The sequence below is a fragment of the Streptomyces sp. NBC_00846 genome (assembly GCF_045207325.1).
Lineage (GTDB): Bacteria > Actinomycetota > Actinomycetes > Streptomycetales > Streptomycetaceae > Streptomyces.
In genome coordinates this window covers 4,291,101-4,315,519 of the sequence record NZ_CP108846.1, presented here as the reverse complement: position 1 = coordinate 4,315,519, position 24,419 = coordinate 4,291,101, and the positions used below count along the sequence as shown (strand labels likewise).

Genomic DNA, 24,419 nt, shown 5'->3' with positions numbered 1-24,419 from the left:
TCGACCACCGGACGTCACCGGTGCCTGTCGGCGCGACGTGCGGGGCCGCCGGTGCGGCATCCGGGGCCGTCAGTGCGGCAGGTCCAGCTCGGCCACCACCGTCTTGCCGACGGGCACGCGGTCGAGGACGTCCCACCGGTCGGCGAGCGCCTCCACCAGGAGCATGCCCCGGCCGGTCTCCGCCAGCGGCGGCATCGTGGGGCGTGGCGCGCCCGGGGCGGGGGGCCGGAGCTCGCCCCGGGTGTCCGAGACCTCGATGCGCAGGGTCCGGCCAAGGAGCTTGGCGGTGACCTCGAAGTCCCGGCCGGGGACGCGGCCGTGCGTGACGGCGTTGGCGGCGAGCTCTGCGACCAGCACGGCGGCGGTGTCGGACGCCCCGCTGCCGTGCGGCACGCCCCAGGCGTCGAGCTGGTGCAGCACGAGCCGGCGGGCGAGGCGTGCGCCGCGCGGGGTGGAGCTGAAGCGCTGGACGAACACACCTACGGTGACCGGACCGCGACTTCGTGGAGCGCGCGGAGGCGGCGCTCGGAAACACCGGCGCGCTACGGAAGGCGGCGCCACATCTGACACGGCAGGCGGGACTGGCGAGTTGGTTCCGGCAATGGGCACGGGTGGAGACGACGGCGATCAGCCTGTACACGTACGAGTGCCGGGTCGTGCCGGGCCTGTTGCAGACGGAGGCGTACGCGCGGGCGGTGTCGCTGAACGTGCCGCCGCTGCCCGACCCGGAGGAGCTGGAGCAGCGGATCGCGGCGCGACTGGCACGACAGGAACTGCTGGCGGTGGCACGGAAGCCGCCGACGGCGTTCAGCTTCATCGTGGAGCAGGCGGCACTGGAGCGGTGGACGGGCGGGGAGGCGGTGACGCGGGAACTCTTCGACCACTTGGTGGAGTTGATCGCGCGTAACTGGAACGTGGAGTTTCAGGTGATGCCGACGCGGAGGCCGACGCACGCGGGGCTTGACGGTCCCATGCAGCTGGCCGAGACGCCTGACAACCGCTGGTTCGCCTACTCTGAGGGGCAGCAGAACGGACGGTTGATCGCCCACACGAAAGAGATCAGCCTGCTCCAGCAGCGGTATGCGAAACTGCGCTCACAGGCCCTGACCCCCGAGGACTCCCTGGGCCTGTTGAAGCGATTGCGAGGAGCGCTATGAGCACGTCCGAACTGGCCTGGTTCAAGAGCAGCTACAGCGGCTCGCAGGGTGACAGCTGCGTCGAGGTGGCGAAGGGCACGCAAGCGATCCACGTCCGGGACTCCAAGGACCATCTGAGCCCCGAACTCACCCTCTCCCCCGCCGCGTGGGACGGCTTCGTCTCCTACGCCGCCCAGCGCTGACCTTCACGCCCCACGACGAGCTGGGGCACGTGCACAGGCTCCTTGGGTCCGAAGTTCGCGAGCAGTTCGCGCGCTCGGCCGGTCGGGCCGGTCAGACCGGGCCGAGTTGGCGGCAGGGCCTGCACAGGCCATCGCGGAACGCTTCGGGCCTTCCTGGGACGCCGCACTCGGTGCACTCGATGATCAGACGGCGTACGGGAGTTCCCGGCACGGCCAGGACTGCGGCGGGCAGACGGGGCGGGATCTTGTCGCGGAGACGGCGGCGGACGAACCCGAAGGGCGAGTCGACAGACGCGGGAAGCCCGGCGGTGAGGGCGCGCGTCAGGTAGTCGGCGTCCACACCGCGCGCGAACCACTCGGCAGCCGCCTGCTCCAGTGCCGCACAGTCCGCTGCCGAGAGGGCCAGGCGGGAGTCGGTACGGCCGAGACGGGCCAGGGCGAGGAGAGCGGGAGAGGGCCGGTCTACGGTCGCCTCCGGCTCCGGCTGCGGCTCGGGCTCTGCGGTGCGCTGCTGCGGCACTGCCGCGATGGGCGGCTGCGCCGGTGCGGATGCGGGTGCTTCGGACGCGGCGGGGACGGCATGGACCCACGGGGGCGGTGGCGCGGCGGCCTCCTGCGGCGCTGAGCAGCGCTCCTCGGTGGTGAGGAAGGCGTCCCACCACTCGTTGTCACGGGCGACCCGGGACCAGAAGGTGCGGGTGACCCAGCGGACCTGGCCGCCCTCACCGCTCAGGCACCTGACATGCCGCAGATGACCGGCCACGCCCAGAGCCCGCAGAGCGCTGCCGACGGCCATCTGCCCGTACAACGGCTGGCTCCTGGCCAGCGACTTGATATCCATCGCCGCGCCCTCGGGCAGCGCGTCCACGTAACCGGCGATGTGCCACTCACGCTCGGGCAGTAGCGCGAAATCACCTTCGTGGGGCGGGCGTTGATCCGGCACGGATCGCTTTCCGTAACCGGGCTTGGCCTTCGGATGGGCGCGCGAGGATGCGGACGCACGCAGGGCAGGGCTAAGGTTTGAAACAGCCACGGGATCGCTTCTTTCGATCTTGGGGTCAGACCCCGGCCGGTGCGGAGAACACTGCGTCGGGGTCGTTACGTTGGGCACCGTAAGCAGCCGCGACTCCGCGCCGCAAGTTGGTCACAATTAGTCATACTTGCTGGCCGTGACGAGGACGGGGAGGGCGGGGAGGTTTCCCCAACCCCCTTCCTTCACCTACCGGTTGTACGACACCACTCGGATCCCGAATCCCGGAACCCGGCCCCCGAAGCCCGAAGCTCAACACCCGGCCCCGAGCCCCTCTCCATACCCACGAACGAGTGAACAAGCCCTTCCCGGAGCTCGAAACCCGGCTCCCGAAGCTCGAGCTCCGGCCGCCCCGCGCCTCAGCCGCGGGGAGTACCCGATTCCGGCGGCAGCCCCTCCGCCAGCACCTCCGCCAGGTGCCGGGCCCGCACGCCGCCCAGCTGCTCCAGCTGCGTCCGGCAGGAGAAGCCGTCCGCCAGGAACTCCGTGCCGGGTTCCGCGGCCCGCACCGCCGGCAGCAGGGCCTCCTCCGCGCAGGCCACCGATACCTCCCAGTGGCCGCGCTCGAAGCCGAAGTTTCCGGCCAGTCCGCAGCAGCCGCCGCTCAACTCACCGGTCAGTCCGGCCCGTTCGCGCAGGCGGCGGTCCGCCGCGTCGCCCAGGACGGCGTGCTGGTGGCAGTGGGTCTGGCCGGTGACCGGGCGGTCCAGGCGGGGTGGCTGCCAGTCGGGGGCGTACTCCTCCAGGTACTGGGCGAACGTCCGCACCGAAGCGGACAGTTCGGCGGCTCTCGGGTCGTCGTGGAGGAGTTCGGGCAGGTCCGTGCGGAGGGTCGCCGCGCAGCTCGGTTCGAGGACGACCACGGGGTCGCCGAGCGTGCCGCCCAGCCGGTCCAGGGTGCGGCGCATGACCTTGCGGGCCTTGTCGAGTTGGCCCGTCGATACGTAGGTCAGGCCGCAGCACAGCCCGCGCCCGGCGGGGATCGCGTGGCGGCCTGCCGCCTCCAGGACCCGCACCGCCGCCCGGCCCACCTCGGGCGAGAGGTGGTCGGTGAAGGTATCGGGCCAGACCATGGCCACCTCGTCGTTCGAGAAGATGAACGTGCCCTTGCCCCAGCGCCGGTTCAGCCACCGGGTGAACGTCTCCCGCGCCAGGACCGGAATCCCGCGCTCCGGTGCGACGCCCGCCAGCCGCTTGGCGAGGGCGGCCAGCGGGCGCACCCGGGCCAGCGCGTTCAGCACGCCCGCGAACGGAGCGGCGAGGCGCAGCCGGCCCGGCAGCCGCCCCATGGTGTAGTGGGCCGCCGGGCGCAGCCGTCCCCGGTAGTGGTGGTGCAGGAACTCCGCCTTGTACGTGGCCATGTCGACGCCCGCCGGGCAGTCGCTGCGGCAGCCCTTGCAGGACAGGCAGAGATCGAGCGCGTCGCGCACCTCCGTCGACCGCCAGCCGTCCGTGATCACCTCGCCCGCGAGCATCTCGTGCAGCAGCCGGGCCCGGCCGCGGGTGGAGTGGGCCTCCTCGCCGGTCGCGCGGAAGGACGGGCACATCACGCCCGCGCCCGCCGGCTCCGCCGTACGGCACTTGGCGACGCCCACGCATCTGCGTACCGCCGAGGAGAAGTCCCCGCCGTCGTGCGGGTAGCCGAACGTGACGTCCACCGGGCGCTTCGGCAGCACTTCGAAGCGGAGGTTCTCGTCGAGCCGGGCGGGGCGGGCGAGGATGCCGGGGTTCATGCCGCCGTCCGGGTCCCAGATGTCCTTGAACCGGGAGAAGAGGGCGACCAGTTCGTCCCCGTACATGCGCGGGAGCAGTTCGGCACGGGCCTGGCCGTCGCCGTGTTCGCCGCTCAGGGACCCGCCGTGCGCGACGACCAGGTCCGCCAGTTCCCCGGAGAAGCGGCGGAAGCGGGCGATTCCGTCGGCGTTCAGCAGGTCGAAGTCGATCCGTACGTGGATGCAGCCGTCGCCGAAGTGCCCGTACGGGGTGCCGCGCAGGCCGTGGGCGGCGAGCAGGGCGCGGAAGTCACGGAGGTACGGGCCGAGGCGGGCGGGCGGCACGGCGCAGTCCTCCCAGCCGGGCCAGGCCTCCGTGCCGTCCGGCATCCGGGTAGCGGTGCCCGCCGCGTCCTCACGGATGCGCCACAGGGACCGCTGCCCGGCCGGGTCGGTGACGACCGCGCCATCGAGCGCGTCGGCCGCCCGGAGGATGCGCTCGGCGTGCGCCCGCGCCTCGGCCGGGGTGGCGCCGCCCGTCTCGACGAAGAGCCAGGCCGCGCCGCGCGGCAGCCCGGTTGGTTCCCGTACGAGGTCGGCGGCCATGCCCTCCACGGTCAGCGGGTGGTACGGGAGCAGGCCGGGGGCGGCTTCGGCGGCCGCGGACTCGTCCGCGTATCCGAGTACGGCGAGCGCGCGGGCCGCCGGTGCCTCGACCAGCCGTACGGTCGCCTCCGTCACCACGCCGAGCGTGCCCTCGCTGCCGCAGAAGGCGCGGGTGAGGTCGGTTCCGCGCTCGGGAAGGAGCGCGTCCAGGGCGTATCCGGAGATGCGGCGCGGGAGTTCGGGGAATCCGGTACGCAGGAGGGCGAGGTGCGCGGCGACGAGCTCGGGGAGGCCGGCCAGCGCTGGGGGCATGGGGGACTCCCGGCCCAGCCGCAGTGTGCCGCCGCCGTAGCGGGCCACGGTCAGGCCGTGCACGTTGTCGGCGGTGGTGCCCCACGCGACGGAGTGCGCGCCGCAGGAGTTGTTGCCGATCATGCCGCCCAGTGTGCAGCGGCTGTGGGTGGCGGGGTCGGGGCCGAAGGTGAGTCCGTGCGGGGCGGCGGCGGTGCGCAGGTCGTCCAGGATCACGCCCGGCTGGACGACCGCGGTACGGGAGCCGGCGTCCAGCTCGACGATCCCGCGCATATGGCGCGTGAAGTCGAGGACGATGCCGGTGCCGGTGGCCTGCCCGGCGATGGAGGTGCCGCCGCCGCGCGGGACCACGGGCACCGCGTGCGCACGGCAGACGGCGAGCGCGGCGGCCACGTCGTCGGCGTCGCGCGGGGTGACGACACCGAGCGGTACACGGCGGTAGTTGGACGCGTCCATCGTCGTCAGCGCCCGTGCGGTACGGCCGAAATCGGCCTCTCCGCGGACCGCGGTGCGCAGGGCCTGGGCGAGTGCGTCACGCTCCGTCGGTTTTCTCTGTGCGGCCATGGGCCCAGGATGCCGCCGATCCGGCCACCCGGCGGCCCGCACCCGTGCGAGTCCCCCGAAAACGTCCATACGAATACGTCAATACGTCGGAATACGTCGGATGCGTAGTCACATACGTGACAGAGAACGCCACAAGCACTTCCCAAAAGGAGCGTCAATTCTCATATAGTGACCACGGCTTGTCTGGGAATCATCAGCTCCAGTTGTCGCGTTCACCCCCGCCGTACCGATCTGTCCCCATCGGGCCCGTAGGCCACGCCTGCCCCCGTAAACCCCCGTAAGCACAGGTAAGCCCCTTAAGTACCGCGTTCATCCAAGCCTCGTAAGCCCCCCCGTTCATACCGTCCGCCTCCAAGGACTCCACTTGCGCCCCTCATCCCGGCCGACCGCGCTGGCCCTGCTGATCTCACTGGTCGTCACCGGTTCCCTGTGCCTGTGGGCGGTCGTCGCCGCCCCCGACTCGGTGCGGACCACGCTGGCCTGGGGTGCGGGCGCCGCCGCCGTGGCGTTGTCCGCCGCCGTGGCCACCGCCGTCCACGCCCGCGCCACCGCGAACCGCCAGCGGGCCCGTCTCGCGGCGGAGACCCAACGGTTCACAGGCGAGATCAGCCGGCTCGTGTCCGCCTCCGCGGCCGAGGGCCAGCGGTTCACCGCCGAGACCGCCCGGATCAAGGCCGCCGCCGCGGCCGAGACCGCCCGGATCACCACGCAGGCCGCCGCCGACACCGAACGGCTCACCGGCGAGGTCGAGCGGCTCACCGCCCGCGCGGACCGCAGCGACACCGAGCGTTCCGCCGCGATCGCCGCCTGCGCCAACGCCGCCGGCCGGATGCAGGCTCTGGCCACCGGCATGCTCGCCGACCTGCGCGAGATGGAGCACCGGCACTCCGCCGAGGACGTGCTCGGCGATCTGCTCCATCTCGACCACCGCACCGCCCAGGCGGGCCGGCTCGCCGACTCCATCGCCGTGCTGACCGGTGCCCGCTCCGGGCGGCGCTGGGCGAAGCCGATCGTGATGGAGTCGATCCTGCGCGGCGCGATGGGGCGGATCAGCGGCTATCAGCGGGTACGTCTCCATTCGACCAGCGACGTCGCGGTCGCCGGCCACGCCGCCGAGGGTGTCATGCACGCACTCGCCGAACTCCTCGACAACGCCGCCAACTTCTCGCCGCCGACGGCCGAGGTCCATGTGTACGTCGAGGAGGTGCCGGCCGGCATCGTCCTGACCGTCGAGGACAGCGGCCTGGTCATGAGCGATGTGCAGCTGCGCCGCGCCGAGCATGCGGTGTCGGCCGACCACCAGGACCTGACGGGGCTCTCCGGCACCCGGCTCGGCCTCGCCGTCGTCGGCCGGCTGGCCCGCAAGCACGGTCTGACCGTGTCGTTCCGGCCGTCCGCGCGCGGCGGCACGGGTGCGCTGATGATGCTCCCGCAGGAGCTCCTCACCCGGGCCGCGGTGCCGGTACCGGCGCAGGTGCCGCCCCCGGCCCCGGTCGCCGGGCAGTCGTCCGGCCCGGCGACCGAGCCGATGCCCGAGCCGGAGCCCGCGCACACAGCGGCCACCACGGCTCCCGCCGCCGACGTCCCGGACTCCCCGGACTCCCCCTCGTCCGAGACCACCCGCAACCTCCCCCGGTTCGGCGAGAGCGGGCTCCCCAAGCGTTCCCGCGGCCGCACCCTCGCCGCCGCCGAGGCCCGTGCCCACGCCCATTCCGACGGCGCCGCGACCCCCCGGCCCCGTACCGCCGACCCCAAGGAACAGGCAGCCCGCTTCAGCAGCTTCCGCCAGGCTGTCCGGCCCAATCCCCCGCACCCGGAAGAAGGCAACACCCGATGACCGCGACCACCGACGAGAAGCTCAACTGGCTGCTGGAGGGGCTCCTGGAGCGCACCCCCGGCACCCGTCACGCCCTCGTCCTGTCCAGGGACGGCCTCAAGCTGTGCCGCACCCCCGAGCTCTCCGTCGATCAGGCCGATCAGCTGGCCGCGATCTCCGCCGGTATCCAGAGCCTCTCGCACGGCGCGTCCGTCGAGTTCGGTGACGGCACCGGCGGCGTGCGGTCCGCGATGGCGGAGTTCTACGGCGGTGTGCTGTTCATCGTCGAGGCGGGCGCGGGCGCCCATCTCGCGGTCGTCGCATCCGATGAGGCCGACGTCGGCCTCATCGGCCACAACATGAGCGAACTCGTCGAGCAGCTCGGCGAGCACCTCAGCGCCCCGCCGCGCTCCCCCTCGGCCACCGAGGCCGCCGCAGCCGACGCGACCGCATCCGTATGACTCGCCCCCGCCCCGGCCGGGACGACGCCCCGGACCGGCTGTACACCCTCACGGGCGGCCGCAGCCGGTCCGATTCGGACGCGTTCGACCTGGTGACGCTGGTGGTCTCCGAGTGCGAGCCGGCCCCCGGCATGCAGTCGGAGCACGTCACCATCCTGCGGATGTGCCAACTGCCCACCGCGGTCGTGGAGATCGCGGCGGGCCTCGGCCTGCCCGTCAGCATCGTCCGGATCATGCTGTCCGATCTGCTGGACACCGGCCGGATCAGCGCCCGCCACCCCCGTACCGCCCGTGTCGCGGACCGGCTCCCCGACCCCGACATCCTGGAACAGGTGCTCGTTGGACTCCGCAACCTCTGACCGTGCCGCCCTGCGGCCGACGGCCGACAACGGACTGAAGATCGTTGTCGTCGGCGGCTTCGGGGTCGGCAAGACCACCATGGTCCGGTCCGTCAGCGAGATCCGTCCGCTGAACACGGAAGAGACCATGACCCGCGCGGGCGAGGCCGTCGATCACCTCGACGGTGTGCACGCGAAGACGTCCACGACCGTCGCCTTCGACTTCGGCCGGATCTCGCTCGACGAACGCTCGGTGCTGTACCTCTTCGGCGCCCCGGGCCAGGAACGGTTCTGGTTCCTGTGGGACCGGCTGTTCTCGGGCACGCTCGGCGCCGTCGTCCTCGTCGACACCCGCCGGCTCGCCGACTCCTGGTACGCGATCGACCGCCTGGAGCACCACGGCACGCCGTTCATCGTGGCGTGCAACGACTTCGGCGGCCCGCTCCACACCGAACAGCAGATACGCGAGGCGCTCGACCTCTCGGACGACGTGCCCCTGGTGGAGTGCGACGCCCGGGACCGTTCGTCCAGCAAGTACGTACTGATCACGCTCGTCGAGCACCTGTACGCCCTCTCGCAGCGCAAGACCGCCACCCCGTCCGCCGCCGGTCCGTCCGATTCCGGTCCGCCCGCCGCCCGTCCGTCCGCCGCCAGTCCGGAGATCACACCGGCGAAGACCCCGGAGCCCACCTCGTGACCCAGCCCCCGGCGCCGCCCGCCGGCTGCCCCGTGTCCCAGGGCCGCGCGCCGCTCTCCGGCCCTCGGTTCCAGACCGAACCGACCCGGCTGTACCGGGAGATGCGCCGCGATCACGGGGCCGTGGCACCCGTCGTCCTCGACGGCGACGTGCCCGCCTGGCTCGTGCTCGGCTACCGCGAACTGCACCAGGTCACCGGTGACCCGGTGCTGTTCAGCCGCGACTCCGACCTGTGGAACCAGTGGGACCGCATCCCGGACGACTGGCCGCTGCTGCCGATGATCGGCCGCAAGCAGCCGTCGATCCTCTACACGGTCGGCCCCCGGCACACCGAACGCGCCGCGATGATCAGCAACGCGCTGGAGTCCGTGGACCCGTTCGCCCTGAAGCGGTACGCGGAGGAGTTCGCCGACGCGCTCGTCGACCGGTTCTGCTCCACGGACGGGACGGAGATCATCGCCGAGTACGCGATGCTGCTCCCCGCCCTCGTCCTGGCGAAGATCTACGGCTTCAGCAACACCGTCGGCGCGGAGCTCGTCGGCTCGATCAACGACATGATCGACGGCCGGGAGCGGGCGCTGGCCGGGCAGCAGCACCTCGCCTCGTCCATGGTCCAGTTGCTGGTCGACAAGCACGCCGCGCCCGGTGACGACGTCGCGACGCGGATGCTCGCCGACACCGGCGGCTTCACCGACGAGGAGATCGCCCAGGACCTGATGGTCATGATGGCCGCGGGCCACCAGCCGACCGCCGACTGGATCGGCAACTCGCTGCGGCTGATGCTCACCGACGACCGGTTCGCCGCCTCCCTCTCGGGCGGCCGGCACAGCGTCGCCGAGGCCATGAACGAGGTGCTCTGGGAGGACACCCCGACGCAGAACGTGGCGGGCCGCTGGGCGTCGCGCGACACCCGTCTCGGCGGGCGCCACATCGAGGCGGGCGACCTGCTGCTGCTGGGCATCGCCGCCGCCAACGCGGACCCGCAGGTCCGTACCGACGGTTCCGCGCTGACCGGCGGCAACAACGCGTTCCTCTCCTTCGGCCACGGCGAGCACCGATGCCCGTTCCCGGCCCAGGAGACCGCCGAGGTCATCGCCCGTACCGGCATCGAAGTGCTGCTGGACCGGCTCCCGGACATCGACCTCGCCGTCCCCGCCGAGCAGCTCACCCGACGTCCGTCCCCGTGGCTGCGCGGCCTGACGGACCTGCCGGTGGTCTTCACGCCCACGCCCGCCCTCAACGCCATCAACGGAAGCACCCTCAAGACCGCCCTCGGAGGCCAGAGATGACCCGGATCGCCCTCGACCCCTTCGTCACCGACCTCGACGGCGAGAGCGCCCGGCTGCGGGCCGCGGGCCCGCTCGCCGAGGTGGAACTGCCGGGCGGGGTGCACTGCTACGCGGTCACCCACCACGCGGAGGCGCGGCAGCTGCTCACCGACAGCCGGCTCGTGAAGGACATCAATGTCTGGGGCGCCTGGCAGCGCGGCGAGATACCGATGGACTGGCCGCTGATCGGCCTCGCCAACCCGGGCCGCTCCATGCTCACCGTCGACGGCGCGGACCACCGCCGACTGCGCACCCTGGTCGCGCAGGCGCTGACCGTGAAGCGGGTGGAGCGGCTGCGGGCCGGCATCGAGGCGCTGACCACGGCGAGCCTGGACCGGCTGGCCGCGCTGCCCGAGGGCGAGAAGGTCGACCTGAAGGCGGAATTCGCGTACCCGCTGCCGATGAACGTGATCAGCGAGCTGATGGGCGTGGACAGCGCGGACCACCCGCGGCTGAAGGAGCTCTTCGAGAAGTTCTTCTCGACGCAGACTCCGCCCGAGGAGGTCCCGCAGATGATGGCGGACCTCACCGCGCTCTTCACGAAGATCGTCGACGCCAAGCGGGAGAACCCGGGCGACGACCTCACCAGCGCCCTGATCGCGGCCTCGGAGGACGGCGACCACCTCACCGACGAGGAGATCGTCAACACCCTCCAGCTGATCATCGCGGCCGGTCACGAGACCACGATCAGCCTCGTCGTCAACGCGGTCGCCGCGCTCCAGACCCACCCCGAGCAGCGCAAGCAGGTGCTGAGCGGGGAGGTGCCGTGGGAGAACGTGATCGAGGAGACGCTGCGCTGGAACACCCCCACGTCCCATGTCCTGATCCGGTTCGCCACGGAGGACGTCGAGGTGGGCGAGAAGGTCCTGCCCAAGGGCGAGGCGCTGATCGTCTCCTTCGGCGCGCTCGGCCGCGACGAGGCGCAGCACGGACCGACGGCCGGTGACTTCGACATCACCCGCTCCCCCAACCGCCACATCGCGTTCGGCCACGGCCCGCACGTCTGCCCGGGTGCGGCGCTGTCCCGGCTGGAGGCCGGCGTGGCGCTGCCCGCGCTGTACGAGCGGTTCCCGGACCTTGAGCTCGCCGTTCCGGCGTCCGAACTGCGGAACAAGCCGATCGTCACCCAGAACGACCTGTACGACCTGCCGGTGGAACTGGGCTGAGCGACGTCCCCCACGGCCTCCCCGTAGGCCATCCACGTACCGGAGCGGGTGTCTCATCCGACGGACACGGTCCTCGACTCCGTCCTTGAGGTACTACGCTCCGGTTCGTGGCCGATATCCAGATTCCCGCTGACATCAAGCCCGCCGACGGACGCTTCGGCGCCGGTCCTTCCAAGGTGCGGACGGAGGCGCTCGACGCGCTGGCCGCCACCGGTACGTCTCTTCTCGGTACGTCCCACCGCCAGGCCCCGGTCAAGAACCTGGTCGGCGCGGTGCGACAGGGCGTGCGCGACCTCTTCTCCCTCCCCGAGGGATACGAGGTGATCCTGGGCAACGGCGGCTCCACCGCCTTCTGGGACATCGCGACGCACGGGCTCATCGAGACGAAGTCCCAGCACCTCGCCTTCGGCGAGTTCTCGTCGAAGTTCGCGAAGGCCGCCGAGCTCGCCCCGTGGCTGGCCGACCCGACCGTGATCGCCTCCGACCCGGGCACCCACCCGGAACCGAGCGCCGAGGCGGGCGTGGACGTCTACGCGTTCACCCACAACGAGACCTCGACCGGTGTCGCCGCGCCCGTCAAGCGCGTCGCGGGCGCCGACGAGGGCTCCCTGGTCCTGGTGGACGCCACTTCCGGCGCGGGCGGCCTGCCGGTCGACATCACCGAGTCGGACGTCTACTACTTCGCCCCGCAGAAGTCCTTCGCCTCCGACGGCGGGCTCTGGATCGGCGTCTTCTCCCCGGCCGCCCTGGAACGCGCCGCGCGCGTCCACGCGTCGGGCCGCCACATCCCGGAGTTCTTCAGCCTGCCGACGGCGATCGACAACTCCCTCAAGAACCAGACGTACAACACCCCGGCCCTGGCCACGCTGTTCCTCCTGAACGAGCAGCTGACCTGGATGAACACCCAGGGCGGCCTGGACTTCACCACCGGCCGCACGGCCGCCTCGGCGCGGAGCCTGTACGGCTGGGCGGAGGAGTCCAAGTACGCGACCCCGTTCGTCACCGACCCGGCGAAGCGCTCCCAGGTGATCGGCACGATCGACTTCGCGGACGAGATCGACGCCGCGGCCGTCGCCAAGGTGCTGCGCGCCAACGGCATCGTCGACACCGAGCCGTACCGCAAGCTGGGCCGCAACCAGCTGCGCGTGGCGATGTTCCCGGCGATCGACCCGGCGGACATCCAGGCGCTGACGGCCTGCGTCGACTACGTGATCGAGAAGCTGTAACGGGTACGCGGTTACGCGTCCGGAGGGCCCCACGCACATCAGGTGCGCGGGGCCCTTCGCCGTTCACTCGGCCGGGTGGCGGAACGGCTTCCGGGCGTGGGCGGCGGTGTCGTCCGACGACGATGACCTCGACAACACCGAGTCAGGAGGCCCGCGATGGAATCGTTGCTCCAAACAGCCAACAGCCTCATGGAGCAGCATCCGGGTTACCGCGTCGAGATCATCGGAGGCGTCGTCACTGTGGCCCCGCTGCCGGACGGCCGGCACGCCGACGCGCTGACCAAGAGCATGATTCCGTTCCTGGCCGCAGACCTCCACGGCAAGGAATCCGACGTCCTTCAGGGCATCGGTCTGTGGCTCCCCAGCGGTCCCGAGGACTACGCCATCCCCGACCTGGCGATCGTCGACGCCGATCTCGACGAGCATCTGATCGAGAACAACTGCTACGACCCCGCCGTCTTCCGCCTCGTGCTGGAGGTCACCTCCAGCAACTACAACAACGACCTGCGCAACAAGGTCGCCGCCTACGCGGAGGCCAAGATCCCGGTCTACGTGATCGTCGACCGCAAGCACGGCCGGGTGCATGTCCTGACCGAGCCCATGGGCGGCGGTTACGACAGCCACCAGGTGTACGCCCCCGGGCAGACGGCCACGCTGCCCGATTCGATCGGCGCCCCGGTGAACCTCGATGTCGCCGAGCTGATCCGGGCGGGGCGTCCCCGGAGCTGATCAGCCGGCCGCCGCCACCAGGATCTCCCGTAGCCCGGCTATGCCCGGGGCCCACTCCTTGTCCCCCGCGTCGTCCCACAGCTCGCGCAGCTCCGAGTTCTCGCCCAGCACCGCGTCGAGGGCCTTCACCGCGAGGGGGCGCAGGTCCGTCGCGAGGACGGGCAGCGGCTTGTCGGGGCCGTACGCGGTGGTCACCGGCTCGCCACCCGGGCACTGGGAGGCGACCAGCGCGGCAGACGCGACGGCGATCACGGCGTCGTCGCTGTCCAAGTAGTCCGAGGGAGCGATCGCACTCTCCAAGGCCTTGCGAATCACCGCTTCCCGCCCCGCCTCCGGCGCATCGTCGATCTCCCCCGAGAAGTCCGCAGCGGTGTCGTTGTCGAAATGGCCGGTGTCCCAGGTGCCCATGAGGTCCCCTCCGCAAGTGCTGTCCGTACGTGTGCCAACTCTCGCACCGGCCACTGACAACGGCGGGTCAGTCCTCTCCCACGCCCGTTCGCCCTCGCACCACTGCTCCGTCGGTACCAGCCCCGCCGCGGCGGCCACGGCGGCGGAGGCGTCATGGTCCGGATGGACGTGGGCGACGACTGTACGCACCGCCCCCACCTCCATCAGGTGAGCCACCAGCCCGACCGCCGCCTCCTTCGCGTACCCCTGCCCCTGCCACCGCGTTCCGACCACCCAGGCGATCTCCGCCTCCGCGTCACGCGCGTTCAGCGTCGCCTGTACGTAACCGGCCAGCCGGCCCTCGTCCCGTACCCGCAGCACCCAGTTCCACCAGTCCACGCCGGGGTCCGGCGAACCGGCGGTCCAGCGTTCGTAGCGGGCCCGCAGCTCGCCGGGGGTCTCCGGGGCGCCTCCGGTGTACGCGTGCAGGGCGGGGTCGTCGAGCACGGCCGCCATCTCGTCCGCGTACCCGACCCGCAGCGGCAGCGCGTCCAGCCGGGCGGTGGCGAAGGGCCCGGCGCCGGGAATCATTCGGTTCTCCATAGCTGCCCGACCCTATGCGCACCGTGGCGGGCCCGAAAGTCAGTTCCCCTTCCGTCGCCGTCCCATGAACACCAGGACGCCGATCCCGGCGAGCACCAGCACACCGGTCAGGGTCGTCCCCTTCGCGTCCCCGTCCTTCGCTCCGGCGGACGACGCCGACGATTCGCCGCCCGGGGACGGCGACTTCCCGGCGTCCCCGCCTCCGCCTCCGCTTCCGGCTCCAGCTCCGTCCAGGTCCACCCGCACGACATCGCTCCGCTTCCCCTCCGAGCCGAACATCAGCGCCGAGCCGTCCGCCGTGTACGTCACCGACTCGGCCTGCCGCTGCAGCGGAGCGCTGACCGCGTGATCGGCGCCGAGCCTGCCGTTCTCGAAGACGTACCCACGGGCGCTGAAGTACGAGCGCAGCACCAGCTCCTTGCCGTCCGGCGAGAACGCCCCGTCCGTCACCCACGGCACCTCCCCCACCCGGCGGAAGACGTTGGTGGCGCCGGTGATGAGCTTCGTGGGGCCCTCGTACAGTCCGCCGCCGTCCTCGTTCTTCGACGCGATGTAGACCCGCCCGGTCGTGGGGTGGACCATCAGCGCCTCGGCGTTGCGCGGGCCGTCCGCGTACTTCACGTCGAACTGTGTGGCGTCGACCGTCGCGTCCCGCAGCTGCTTCGGTTCCGGGAAGCGGTAGATCCAGACGTGGTCCCAGCTGCCGTTCAGGTTGTCGCCGATGTCACCGACGTACAGATCGCCGTCGGGCCCGAGCGAGATGGCCTCCACGTCACGCGGCCGACCCACCCCGCGCATCGTGATCGTCGCGACGGTCTTCCCGGTGCGGGAGTCGACGGCGTAGACGTACGGGCCGTCGTCGCTGTCGTTGTGCGTCCAGTAGACGCCGGGGTGGGCGCGGCTCGCCGCGAGGCCGCTGGACTCGGTGATCCGGGGGTCCTCGATCGTGAAGCTCTGATCGGCCCCGTCCCCGGCCACGGCCGGAGCCGCCCCGGCGAGGAGGAGCAGCGCGACGGCTCCGGACACAGTCAGATACGAAGGCATGCCGCAAGTGTCCATCGTCACGTCGCAGGTCGCAGGCGTGATCCGCGATGATGACGCCATGCGTTTCACGTTTGTCGGCGATTCCATGACGATCGGCCGCGCCGGCGACTTCACCTGGCGCTACCGGATGTGGCAGCACCTGTCTGCCACCCTCGGCGCCCCGTTCGCGATCGTCGGCCCGCGCAGCGAGCTGTACGACACCGGGGCGGACACCCCCGGCGGTGACGAGTACGGCGCACCGGACTTCCCCGCCGAGGCCCGCGCCCATCTGGCCGGCTGGGGCGAGGGCTGGCTGCACATGGCCCCGGTGATCGCCGACACGGTCACCGAGCACCGTACGGACGTCCTGCTCGTCTCGCTCGGCCTGATAGACCTCGGGTTCTACACGGACAGTGGCCAAACAGCCCTGAACGCAAGGGCGTTCATCACGGCGGCCCGCGCCGCGAACCCGCACGTCAAGATGGTGCTCCTGCCCGTGATACCGAACGTACGGGCCGAGTCGGACGCCCCGTTCGCCGCCGAGTGCGACCGCTTCAACGAACTCCTGGCGAAGGCCGTCGCCGACCTCGACGACCCGATGTCACCGATCCTGCTGGCCTCCCGCCCACCGGGATACGACATCCACCGGGACACCTACGACGGGACGCACCCCGGTCCCACCGGCGAACACAGACTCGCGGCCGCGTTCGCCGACGCGATGCACCAGGCGTGGGGCCTGGGCGGCCCGTACACGGCCCGTCCCTGACCGGCCGCGACAGACCGGGCAACGGCATGCGGCACCTCACCGCTCCGCAGGCCGGGCCCTCACATGCATCCGCTCGCCCTGCCGCCCGAACAGACTGAGGAATTCGACCGGATCGGGCCCGGCGCTGGCCCACGCGTGCGGCGTACGCGTGTCGAACTCGGCGACCTCACCAGCCGTCAACACCAGATCGTGTTCACCCAGCACCAGCCGCAGCCGCCCCGCCAGTACGTACACCCACTCGTATCCCTCGTGCACCCGCTGCTCCAGCGGCCCCGTGGCCCCGCGCCCGCCGGGCAGGATCTGCTTGTACGCGTGCAGCCCGCCGAGGTGCCGGGTCAGGGGCACGAAGGTCATGCCGTCCCGGGTGAAAGGGCGGAAGTGGATGCGCGGGTCGCCAGTGGCCGGGGCGCCGACGAGCTCGTCCAACTGCACGCCGTACGCCTTGGCCAGCGGTAGCAGCAGTTCGAGCGTGGGTTTACGGCCGCCCGACTCCAGGCGCGAGAGGGTGCTGAGGGAGATCCCGGTCGTCTCGCTGAGCTGTGCCAGCGTCGTGCCGCGCTCCTGGCGCAGGGTGCGCAGCCTCGGCCCGACGCCGGTCAGGACGGTCGAGATCTCGTCGTCCGTTCGCTCGACGTGCGCCGGGCGCTGTCCGTCTTCTTCCATTGCCCCATTATTCGCCGTCCGGCTTTGCCGTCCCGGCAACGGGGCGTGTCAGGACGGCAGGATCATGGCCAGCGAGAGCCGGGTCAGCTCATCGGTCAGCCACTCGGCGTCGACCTGCCGGGGCCTGCGGCCGTGATGGGCCATGAGTTCGTCCACCGAGTGGTTCAGCACCGTAACCGTCACGGCGTGATCGCTCGGCACCGCCTCGCCCCGTCGCACGGCCCGCTCGGCCTCGGAAGTCAGGAACTCGATCCACATCGCCCGCCAGGTCGCGAGATGGTTGTCCACCTCCCTGCTCACCCCCAGCACCTCGACGAACGCCACCCTGGCCGCGCACGGGTCCTCGGTGACAGCCCTCACATAGGCGTCGAAGAGCAGCCGGACTCGTTGCGCCGTCGGGCAGTCCTCCATCCCCTCGGCCATCAGGGCGTTCTCGGCGGCGCGCAGCCCGTGGGTCGCGACCTCGTCGTAGATCGCCATCAGGAGCACCTCCCGCGAGACGAACTCCTGCCGGAAGATGTGGACGGGCACCTTCGCCTGTTCGCACAGAGACTCGACGCTCGTGTGCGCATACCCGTACGCGGCGAACAACTGGCGCCCGGCGCGCAGGAGCCGGTCCCGCGCCCCCGGCCCCTCCATGGCCTGTCCGGGTACCCCGTTCCGCTGGTTCGCCACGACACCCACCATCGGTCCTCCTTCGTCGTCCGTACCGCTGCCCCCACTCTCCACGCTCCACCCGGCCGGTGGGGTGTCCGCCACGCGCTCGACCACGCGGAGGGTGACGCGCCGATCAAGTCCGAATGCGCATCGAACCGTTGCTACCAGGGTGTCAACTCCTCGGTCCCGGCCCGCGCCCGGCACACAAGCGGAACGGGGAGCTCAGAACACGAAACTCGGAGCATCGCGAAAGAAACAGACCCCCGGAGGGCCGAAACAGCTCCCTTCCTGCCACTCCATGGTCGCCTGCACCCCCGAAAAGCCCAGGCGTTAGGGGGGATGCAGGTTCGTCGATGCGGGGGCGGCAAACGCTCGCACGCGGATCTACGCTTTCACCCTCCGGGGAAGGGGATCGCGTGGACCGCGACATACGCACGGTGGACGACGTACTCAGGCTTCTGGACGGCCTGTTCGCACGGGAGGCGGACCGCTGGACGGCCGACGGGGCGCCCTGGTGGGACAGCTTCTACGCGGACCGGACGAAGCCGGTTCCGTTCTTCGTGGCGAAGCCCGACGAGAGCCTCGCCTCGTACGTGGACCGCGGCCTGATCACCCCGGGGCGCGCCCTGGATCTGGGCTGCGGCCCGGGCCGCAACGCCCTCCACCTCGCGTCCCTGGGTTTCGAGGTCGACGCGGTGGACCTGTCCCCGGCGGCCATCGCCTGGGCCGAGGACCGCGCGCGGGAGGCGGGGGCCGACGTACGGTTTCACTGCGGCGACGCGTTCGCCCTCGCGGGGGCGGAGCTGACCGGCCCGTACGACCTGATCTACGACTCGGGCTGCTTCCACCACCTGCCGCCGCACCGTCGCATCAGCTACCTCGGCCTCCTCGACAACGTCCTCGCGCCCGGCGGCCACTTCGCCCTCACCTGCTTCGCGGCCGGTGAGAAAGGCATGGGCTCGGAACTCCCCGACGCCTCCTTCTACGAACAGACCGGAGGCCTCCATGGCGGCCTGGCCTACACGCCGGAGTCGTTGCGCAGGATCTTCGCCGACCTGACGGAGATCGAACTGCGCCGCATGCACGACGAACCGTCCGGATCGCCGCACTTCGGCGAGCCGTTCCTCTGGACGGCCCTGTTCCGCAGCGCACGCGCCGGTGCCGGTGCCGGCTAGGACCGTGCCACGGACCTGGCGTCGCGGGACAACCTGAAGGCACCGCACGGCCGGTGAAGCATGGGCCTCAACGGCCCTGGGGCGGCCCGGACCGTCAGGACTTGGCGGTGCAGATCGTGTTGTACGGCCTGCCCGGGCTCGGGAACAGGTCCAGGGGGTTGTGAGCTGCTGTCGGTTTGCTGAGCTGAAGTGCGTTGTAGTGAGCAGGAGTGAGTCCTGTCGGCGGGTTCACCGAGTGGGAACGGAAGTTCTGGGATCGAATGGGTGACCTTGGCGTCTGCTGCTCGTTGGGCAGGTGGCAGGTGTCCAGTCTGAGGGAGGGGGTGTTGTGGTGGGTGGTGTGCGGGAGTTGGCGGCATCCTTCGTGGTTCCCGGGCCTTGCGGGGTGGCGGTCCGGGACCGTCTCAAGCACCTCACGCCCCAGGACGAGATAGTCCTGCGTGCGGTCGGTGAGCATCAGGGCCGTCTGGCTTCCCGTGACCTCAGGGTCCGCTGTGCGGATGGTCTGGAGCACAGCGCGGACACCTGGGCGTCGCGTAAGCGGGACCTGACCGCACAGTCGTCGTCGCGGATCGCGGGGGCGATCACCAAGGCCACCCACGATCAGTGGGCGCTGGCGCGCCGTTGTCAGGCGGCGCACATCCGGAATCTGGAAGCCGGGATCGGGACGCTGCGGCATCGCCTGTCCCTCCCCATCGGCGCACCGGGCACCAAGCGGGCAGCCGGTGGCTACCGCTCCAAGGGTGAGTGGTTCCACAAGTCCCGCCGTCTCGCGGCGCTGGAAGCCCGGCACGATGCCGCGGTCCGTGACCGGCAGGCCGGACGCGTCCGGGTCGTACGGGGCGGCAAACGCCTTCTCAACACCCGTCACCACCTCGCCGACGCCCACCTCACCGAAGAGCAGTGGCGGGAACGCTGGGAGGCGGAGCGCTGGTTCATCGCCGCGGATGGCGAGTCGGGGAAGCGGTTCGGGAACGAAACGATCCGCGTCACCCCCACCGGCGAAGTGTCCATCAAGCTTCCCGCCCCGCTCGCGCACCTGGCCAACGCCCCTCATGGCCGGTACACCCTCACCTCGACCGTGACGTTTGCGTACCGGGGCCAGGAGTGGGCCGACCGCACCGAAGCGAACCGGGCCGTCGCCTACCGCATCCACCTCGACACCGACCGCCGCCGCTGGTACCTCACCGCGTCCTGGCAACGCCCCGCCGTCCAGACCATCCCGCTGGAGACGGCCCGCGCCCGGGGCATGATCGGCGTCGACACCAACGCCGACCACTTCGCCGCCTACCACCTCGACCCACACGGCAACCCCATCGGCGAGCCCCGGCGGTTCTTCTACGACCTGTCCGGCACCACCACGCACCGCGACGCCCAGATCCGCCACGCCCTGACCCGCCTGATCAACTGGGCCAAGCGGTGCAGCGTGACCGCGATCGGCATCGAAGACCTCGACTTCACGACCGAGAAGACCCGCGAGAAACACGGCCGCAGGAAACGGTTCCGGCAGCCTGATCTCTGGCATCCCGACCGGGAAGCTCAAGGCACGGCTGGTCTCCATGGCCGCCGAACAGGGCCTGAGTATCGTCGCGGTCGACCCCGCCTACACCTCGATGTGGGGTGCCCAGCACTGGCAGAAACCGCTGGCCACCCCCAAGCGAAAGATGTCCCGTCACGATGCCGCCGGCATCGCGATCGGACGACGCGCCCTCGGGCACCCGGTCCGGCGTCGGACGGCACCGCCCCCACACGACCGGAGCGATCGTGCGGGGCATCGGACCGCCCAGGCCGGGCCAGGCACCCGGAGACGTGACGGAACCCGCCCACCCGCAACGGACCACGCCCCTGAAGGCGTGCCGCCGAACGGGACGCGAAAGCGGGGACCGAGTGCATCCAACACCGTTCGGGATGCGCCCAGTACACATCAGTGGGTCCAGGACTCACTCATGCACACTGGCTAGGAACGGTGGTCGGTCCCGGACGGGCATTCCTCGGCCGTCTTCGTCAGGTCGAGCACCTTGCTCACACCGGGGGCCCGCGTGGGGGCGCGCGTGAGGACGACAGGACCGGGCCCCGCGGTTCCCGGAACGAGCCAACCATCTCACAAGCGGCGTGCGACCAACTCCCCATGCACGTAGGTGTTTTAGCGCATCAGCGCCGCCGGGACGGGGCCGCGAACGCGACGTCCGCGGCGTGCGCGACGACCTCCAGCTCGCTGCCGAGGGCCCATTCGGCGACCCGGGAGACCGCGGCGGCCGGGACCGCGTCGCTGATCCCCGGTGCGGCGGGAATGTCGTGCGTCGCGTGGCCGTCGTGCGGCATGACGACGCGGTACCCCAGCGCCAGCGCCGTACGGGCGGTCGTCTGGACGCATATCTCGGACATCACGCCGCAGATGGCGAGCGCCCGCACCCCGGAATCGTTCAACAGGCCGCCCAGCGGCGTCTCGTGGAAACCGTCGTCCCGGGTCTTGCGGATGACGACCTCCGCTGGGCCCGCCTCGACCTGGTGGTGGAGTTCCCAGCCGGGCGTGTGCGGCTCGTCGCCGGCCCCGGGCGCCCCGTCGTTCTGCACGTGCACGACGAGCGCCCCACCCCGCCGGGCCCGTGCGATCAGGTCCGCGGTCCGGTCCACGAGCCGGTCCGTCCCGGGCACCGCCCTGTCACCGGAGACGGCGGCCGACTGGACGTCCACAACGAGCAGGGCCTCTACGGGCATCGCACGACTACTGGTCATCGCGCCATCATGTCCGTCCGCGCCGGGCTCTTCCACGTGATTTCTCCCGACCGTTCGGTCCACGGCATCGGCGCTGGGCAGGCCCACAAGGTCTCGTGCCGACGTGACAGTTGGGGGCTCTTCTGTCACGTTCGTTTCCGGGTGAGGGGTGCTGCCGGGCTTGAGCTCAGGTGTTGCGGCACACCGATGAGTCGCCACCTGCCCCCACACCGTCCACGTCCGCGACTCCAAGGACCTGGCCGTCCCCGCCCTCACCCTCTCCCCCGCCGCCTGGGCCCCGGCGGCCCCAGGCCGCTCAGCGGGCCAGGCGCCCCAGCAGCGAACCGGCGGCGACGATGCCGACCAGGGCCGCGAAGGCGAGGACCGCGAGGTCGAGGCCGAGGTGGGCCTGGGTGCCGATGAGCAGTCCGCGCAGGGCATCGACCTCGTAACTCAGCGGGTTCACCCTGCTGACGGCCTGGAGCCAGCCGGGCATCAGCGCGACCGGGTAGAGCGCGTTCGAGGCGAAGAAGAGCGGCATCGTGATGGCCTGGCCGATGCCCATCAGCCGGTCACGGGTGAGCACGATCCCGGCGATCGACATCGACAGGCAGGAGAAGAACGCCGAGGCGAGCACGACCACCAGCACGACACCGAGCAGACGCAGCGGGTTCCACGTCATGCCCACGCCCAGCAGGGCGGCGATCACGATGACGACCGCGGCCTGGATCACCGCCTTCACCCCGGCGGCGAACGCCTTGCCCGTCACCAGGGCGGTGCGGGGCGTGGGGGTGACCATGAGTTTGGTGAGGACGCCGGAGTCCCGCTCCCAGATGATCATGATGCCGTAGAAGATCGCGATGAACATGGCCGACTGGGCGATGATGCCGGGCGCGAGGAAGTCGAGATAGGGGACGCCCCCGGTGGGGATGGCGTGGATACGGGAGAAGGTCTCGCCGAAGATCAGCAGCCAGAGGGCGGGCTGGACGGCGCGGGTGTAGATCTCGGTGCGGTCGTGGAGCAGCTTCTGGGCTTCGACGGCGCACATCGCGGCCACTCTCGCCGGTACGACGCGCCAGGCGGTGCGAGGCGGTGGCGGGGTCAGCAGCAGTGCGAAGCGCTGGTCGGGCGGGGAGCCGGACTCAGCCGAGGCGGGATGCGGTGCGACGGGTACGGCGGACATCTCGGAACGCTCCTTTCCCTTCGTCGGAGCCCGAGCCCAGGTCGTTCAGTCCGCTTCCGGAGTGGTGGCGGAAGACGTCCTCCAGGGACGGCGGCGGAAGACCCGTCTCGCCGGATTCCCGGCGGTGGGCGACGAGTTCGTTCTTCAGCTCGGCGGGCGTGCCGAGCGCGCGGAGTCTGCCGAGGTGCATCAGGGCGAGCCGGTCGCAGCGCTGGTCGGCCTCGTCCATCGAGTGGGTGGTGACCAGCACGGTCATCCCGGTGCCGGTCCGGATCTCGGTGATGCGGTCCCAGACGCTGTCCCGCGCGATCGGGTCGAGGCCGATGGTCGGCTCGTCCAGGATCATCAGCCGGGGCGCGCTGACCAGGGCCTGGGCGAGTTCGAGGCGGCGGACCATGCCGCCGGAGTACGTGCCGGCGAGCCGGTTCGCGACCTCGCCGAGGCCGACCGCGTCCAGCGCCTGGGAGACCCGCGCGGCGCGCTGGCGGCGGGGTACGTCGAAGACGCGGGCGAAGAGCTGGACGTTCTCCCGGCCGGTGAGGTTCGCGTCGGCCGACAGCTGCTGCGGTACGTAGCCGAGCAGGCGCCGTACGGCCATCTTGTGCCGGGCCGCGTCGTGGCCGAAGACCTCGATGACGCCGGGCGGTACGGGCAGGAGTGTGGTGATCGCGCGCATGGTGGTGGTCTTGCCCGCGCCGTTGGGGCCGAGGAGGCCGAACACCTCGCCCTGGCCGACCAGCAGATCCAGCCCGTCGACGGCTTTCGCATCGCCGAAGCTGTAGCTCAGGCCGGTGCAGTTGAGGGCGGGGGCCGGGTCGGTTGCCGTGGTCACGCGATCTCATCCCCTTCTCGCAGTGGGTCCCCCTCGCGCAGGGAGTCGGCCAGTCCGCGCAGGGCCGGGAGCGCGGCGGCGAGCGCCGCCCGGTCGTCCGGGCCGAGCCGGGCCAGGTGTTCGCGGAAGAGCGCCTCGCGGCGGGCGCGCCAGTCGCGCAGCTTCCCGATCCCCGCCGAAGTGGGATACAGCAGCGCGGCGCGCCCGTCCCCGGGGTCCTTCTCGCGTCGCAGCAGTCCTTCGGCGACGAGGTGGTTCACCAGGGTGCTGACCGAGTTGGCCGCGAGACAGAGGCTGTGTGCGGCCGTCGAGACCCGGATGCCGGGCTCGGCGGCCACCAGCCGCAGCAGCTCGGCGTGTGCCCCGCGCAGCCGGGGGGCGCCCATGTCACTCCACAGGCGTCGCCGGGCGAGCCTCTGTATGCGGGGCAGGAGTCCGGCGAGCTCATCGGGGAGATCACCCGCCGCCATCTGCCCATTTTAGCTCTGTATGCGAGGTAATGCCCCTGTGAATTTTGTCCATGCGGAAGGGCTGGAAGGATCCGGGAGGCCTGGGCCCCGCGCGGCGGGGAGCAGGCCGGGCCGGACGTTCAGCGCTCCGGGAACCGCTCCCCGCACCGGCTGCAGAACACCGGTTCCGGGTCCTGCGAGAGCCGGCCGCACTCGGGGCAGACCCGGTCCAGCATGCAGGGCGCCTCGCCGCCCTCGTGGGCCGTCGAGGGCTTGACGGTCAGGCCGGGGCGGCGACGGTGGACCGTCACGTACGCCAGCCCCTCCGGTCCCGCGACGAGCGCACGGCGCGAGGTGCGGGGCAGCCAGACGACCGTGGTCGGGGCCAGGTTCAGTACGTCGCCGCCCCCGGCCACGATCCGGCCGCTGCCCGCGATGACGACGAGAAGGACGTCCAGGACGTCCTCCTGATGCTCACCGACCTCCGCGCCCTGCGGAAGGCGCACCAGGTTGGCGTCCAACTCCCGACCCTGCTCGGCCAGTTGCCACAGCGCGCCGCGGTCGTCGTGGGCGGCGGCGGTCAGCAGTTCGTCGAGTACGGCCAGTACCCGGGGTACGGAATTCACAACGAACAGGCTACGC

At 71.3% G+C, this 24,419-nt stretch carries 23 protein-coding genes and 4 pseudogenes; 14 read left to right on the top strand and 13 right to left on the bottom strand.

Annotated elements, in window-relative coordinates; genetic code table 11:
* Positions 1 to 69: 69 nt before the first annotated feature.
* On the bottom strand, positions 70 to 477 hold the full coding sequence (locus OG936_RS19930) for an ATP-binding protein (protein ID WP_406496366.1): 408 nt from the start codon (positions 475 to 477) through the stop codon (positions 70 to 72).
* Positions 478 to 488: 11 nt separating this feature from the next.
* Between OG936_RS19930 and OG936_RS19925 the strand changes: the two are divergent.
* Together OG936_RS19925 and OG936_RS19920 are read left to right on the top strand one after the other, a co-directional pair.
* A pseudogene (locus OG936_RS19925) lies at positions 489 to 1,157 on the top strand (DUF5753 domain-containing protein); the annotation flags it as partial.
* Complete coding sequence (locus tag OG936_RS19920) at positions 1,154 to 1,339, top strand: DUF397 domain-containing protein (RefSeq protein ID WP_406496364.1); 186 nt, start codon at positions 1,154 to 1,156, stop codon at positions 1,337 to 1,339. The pseudogene OG936_RS19925 and the gene OG936_RS19920, both read left to right, overlap by 4 nt.
* A gap of 91 nt (positions 1,340 to 1,430) precedes the next feature.
* On the opposite strand, the gene OG936_RS19915 is transcribed toward OG936_RS19920, so the two are convergent.
* Positions 1,431 to 2,372 carry a MarR family transcriptional regulator gene (locus OG936_RS19915; protein WP_406496362.1) on the bottom strand — a complete coding sequence of 314 codons (942 nt, stop codon included), beginning with the start codon at positions 2,370 to 2,372 and terminating at the stop codon, positions 1,431 to 1,433.
* A gap of 356 nt (positions 2,373 to 2,728) precedes the next feature.
* Positions 2,729 to 5,563 (bottom strand): FAD-binding and (Fe-S)-binding domain-containing protein, encoded by a 2,835-nt coding sequence (locus OG936_RS19910; protein ID WP_406496360.1) that lies wholly within the window; start codon positions 5,561 to 5,563, stop codon positions 2,729 to 2,731.
* Positions 5,564 to 5,927: 364 nt separating this feature from the next.
* On the opposite strand from OG936_RS19910, the gene OG936_RS19905 reads away from it, so the two are divergent.
* The 8 genes from OG936_RS19905 to OG936_RS19870 all read left to right on the top strand — a co-directional run bounded on the left by OG936_RS19905 (position 5,928) and on the right by OG936_RS19870 (position 13,324).
* Positions 5,928 to 7,400, top strand: coding sequence for an ATP-binding protein (locus OG936_RS19905; RefSeq protein WP_406496358.1), 1,473 nt, complete (start codon positions 5,928 to 5,930; stop codon positions 7,398 to 7,400).
* Complete coding sequence (locus OG936_RS19900) at positions 7,397 to 7,840, top strand: roadblock/LC7 domain-containing protein (protein WP_383758520.1); 444 nt, start codon at positions 7,397 to 7,399, stop codon at positions 7,838 to 7,840. Before OG936_RS19905 ends, OG936_RS19900 begins: the two co-directional genes overlap by 4 nt.
* A complete protein-coding gene (locus tag OG936_RS19895) occupies positions 7,837 to 8,199 on the top strand; it encodes a DUF742 domain-containing protein (RefSeq protein WP_266747753.1) in 363 nt (120 codons plus the stop codon). Before OG936_RS19900 ends, OG936_RS19895 begins: the two co-directional genes overlap by 4 nt.
* The gene (locus OG936_RS19890) at positions 8,180 to 8,875 is read left to right on the top strand and encodes a GTP-binding protein (RefSeq protein WP_406496356.1); all 696 of its coding nucleotides are present in this window, start codon (positions 8,180 to 8,182) and stop codon (positions 8,873 to 8,875) included. Before OG936_RS19895 ends, OG936_RS19890 begins: the two co-directional genes overlap by 20 nt.
* The gene (locus tag OG936_RS19885) at positions 8,872 to 10,164 is read left to right on the top strand and encodes a cytochrome P450 (RefSeq protein WP_406496354.1); all 1,293 of its coding nucleotides are present in this window, start codon (positions 8,872 to 8,874) and stop codon (positions 10,162 to 10,164) included. The genes OG936_RS19890 and OG936_RS19885 overlap by 4 nt, the downstream gene beginning before the upstream one ends.
* Complete coding sequence (locus tag OG936_RS19880) at positions 10,161 to 11,369, top strand: cytochrome P450 (RefSeq protein ID WP_406496352.1); 1,209 nt, start codon at positions 10,161 to 10,163, stop codon at positions 11,367 to 11,369. The genes OG936_RS19885 and OG936_RS19880 overlap by 4 nt, the downstream gene beginning before the upstream one ends.
* Before the next feature lie 107 nt (positions 11,370 to 11,476).
* Complete coding sequence (gene serC, locus OG936_RS19875; protein ID WP_406496351.1) at positions 11,477 to 12,595, top strand: phosphoserine transaminase; 1,119 nt, start codon at positions 11,477 to 11,479, stop codon at positions 12,593 to 12,595.
* 156 nt (positions 12,596 to 12,751) lie between these two features.
* Positions 12,752 to 13,324 (top strand): Uma2 family endonuclease, encoded by a 573-nt coding sequence (locus OG936_RS19870; RefSeq protein WP_406496349.1) that lies wholly within the window; start codon positions 12,752 to 12,754, stop codon positions 13,322 to 13,324.
* On the opposite strand, the gene OG936_RS19865 is transcribed toward OG936_RS19870, so the two are convergent.
* The 3 genes and pseudogenes from OG936_RS19865 to OG936_RS19855 all read right to left on the bottom strand — a co-directional run bounded on the left by OG936_RS19865 (position 13,325) and on the right by OG936_RS19855 (position 15,358).
* Positions 13,325 to 13,732, bottom strand: a complete 408-nt coding sequence (locus OG936_RS19865; RefSeq protein ID WP_406500516.1) for a DUF4259 domain-containing protein — start codon at positions 13,730 to 13,732, stop codon at positions 13,325 to 13,327.
* Positions 13,733 to 13,789: 57 nt separating this feature from the next.
* A pseudogene (locus OG936_RS19860) lies at positions 13,790 to 14,302 on the bottom strand (GNAT family N-acetyltransferase); the annotation flags it as partial.
* A gap of 51 nt (positions 14,303 to 14,353) precedes the next feature.
* Complete coding sequence (locus OG936_RS19855; RefSeq protein ID WP_406496348.1) at positions 14,354 to 15,358, bottom strand: WD40 repeat domain-containing protein; 1,005 nt, start codon at positions 15,356 to 15,358, stop codon at positions 14,354 to 14,356.
* Positions 15,359 to 15,416: 58 nt separating this feature from the next.
* Here OG936_RS19855 and OG936_RS19850 point away from each other — a divergent pair, with 58 nt between their 5' ends.
* Positions 15,417 to 16,103: a GDSL-type esterase/lipase family protein gene (locus OG936_RS19850; RefSeq protein WP_406496346.1), complete on the top strand. Its 687-nt coding sequence runs from the start codon at positions 15,417 to 15,419 to the stop codon at positions 16,101 to 16,103.
* Between the two features lie 36 nt (positions 16,104 to 16,139).
* Here the strand turns inward: OG936_RS19850 and OG936_RS19845 are convergent, their stop codons facing one another.
* The gene (locus OG936_RS19845; RefSeq protein WP_406496344.1) at positions 16,140 to 16,766 is read right to left on the bottom strand and encodes a helix-turn-helix domain-containing protein; all 627 of its coding nucleotides are present in this window, start codon (positions 16,764 to 16,766) and stop codon (positions 16,140 to 16,142) included.
* A gap of 48 nt (positions 16,767 to 16,814) precedes the next feature.
* A complete protein-coding gene (locus OG936_RS19840; RefSeq protein ID WP_383758504.1) occupies positions 16,815 to 17,453 on the bottom strand; it encodes a TetR/AcrR family transcriptional regulator in 639 nt (212 codons plus the stop codon).
* 386 nt (positions 17,454 to 17,839) lie between these two features.
* Here OG936_RS19840 and OG936_RS19835 point away from each other — a divergent pair, with 386 nt between their 5' ends.
* On the top strand, positions 17,840 to 18,598 hold the full coding sequence (locus OG936_RS19835; protein WP_406496342.1) for a class I SAM-dependent methyltransferase: 759 nt from the start codon (positions 17,840 to 17,842) through the stop codon (positions 18,596 to 18,598).
* Positions 18,599 to 18,929: 331 nt separating this feature from the next.
* Positions 18,930 to 20,559 (top strand): annotated as a pseudogene (locus tag OG936_RS19830) (IS200/IS605 family accessory protein TnpB-related protein).
* A 190-nt stretch (positions 20,560 to 20,749) separates the two neighbouring features.
* On the opposite strand, the gene OG936_RS19825 reads toward OG936_RS19830, so the two are convergent.
* The gene (locus OG936_RS19825) at positions 20,750 to 21,334 is read right to left on the bottom strand and encodes a cysteine hydrolase family protein (protein WP_406496340.1); all 585 of its coding nucleotides are present in this window, start codon (positions 21,332 to 21,334) and stop codon (positions 20,750 to 20,752) included.
* Positions 21,335 to 21,524: 190 nt separating this feature from the next.
* Here OG936_RS19825 and OG936_RS19820 point away from each other — a divergent pair.
* Positions 21,525 to 21,608: pseudogene (locus OG936_RS19820) on the top strand (DUF397 domain-containing protein); the annotation flags it as partial.
* A gap of 21 nt (positions 21,609 to 21,629) precedes the next feature.
* On the opposite strand, the gene OG936_RS19815 reads toward OG936_RS19820, so the two are convergent.
* The 4 genes from OG936_RS19815 to OG936_RS19800 all read right to left on the bottom strand — a co-directional run bounded on the left by OG936_RS19815 (position 21,630) and on the right by OG936_RS19800 (position 24,403).
* Positions 21,630 to 22,496 carry an ABC transporter permease gene (locus OG936_RS19815; protein WP_406496338.1) on the bottom strand — a complete coding sequence of 289 codons (867 nt, stop codon included), beginning with the start codon at positions 22,494 to 22,496 and terminating at the stop codon, positions 21,630 to 21,632.
* Complete coding sequence (locus tag OG936_RS19810; RefSeq protein WP_406496336.1) at positions 22,456 to 23,328, bottom strand: ABC transporter ATP-binding protein; 873 nt, start codon at positions 23,326 to 23,328, stop codon at positions 22,456 to 22,458. The genes OG936_RS19815 and OG936_RS19810 overlap by 41 nt, the downstream gene beginning before the upstream one ends.
* A complete protein-coding gene (locus OG936_RS19805; protein WP_406496335.1) occupies positions 23,325 to 23,798 on the bottom strand; it encodes a MarR family winged helix-turn-helix transcriptional regulator in 474 nt (157 codons plus the stop codon). Before OG936_RS19805 ends, OG936_RS19810 begins: the two co-directional genes overlap by 4 nt.
* A gap of 119 nt (positions 23,799 to 23,917) precedes the next feature.
* A complete protein-coding gene (locus tag OG936_RS19800; RefSeq protein ID WP_406496334.1) occupies positions 23,918 to 24,403 on the bottom strand; it encodes a hypothetical protein in 486 nt (161 codons plus the stop codon).
* Between the last annotated feature and the right edge of the window lie 16 nt (positions 24,404 to 24,419).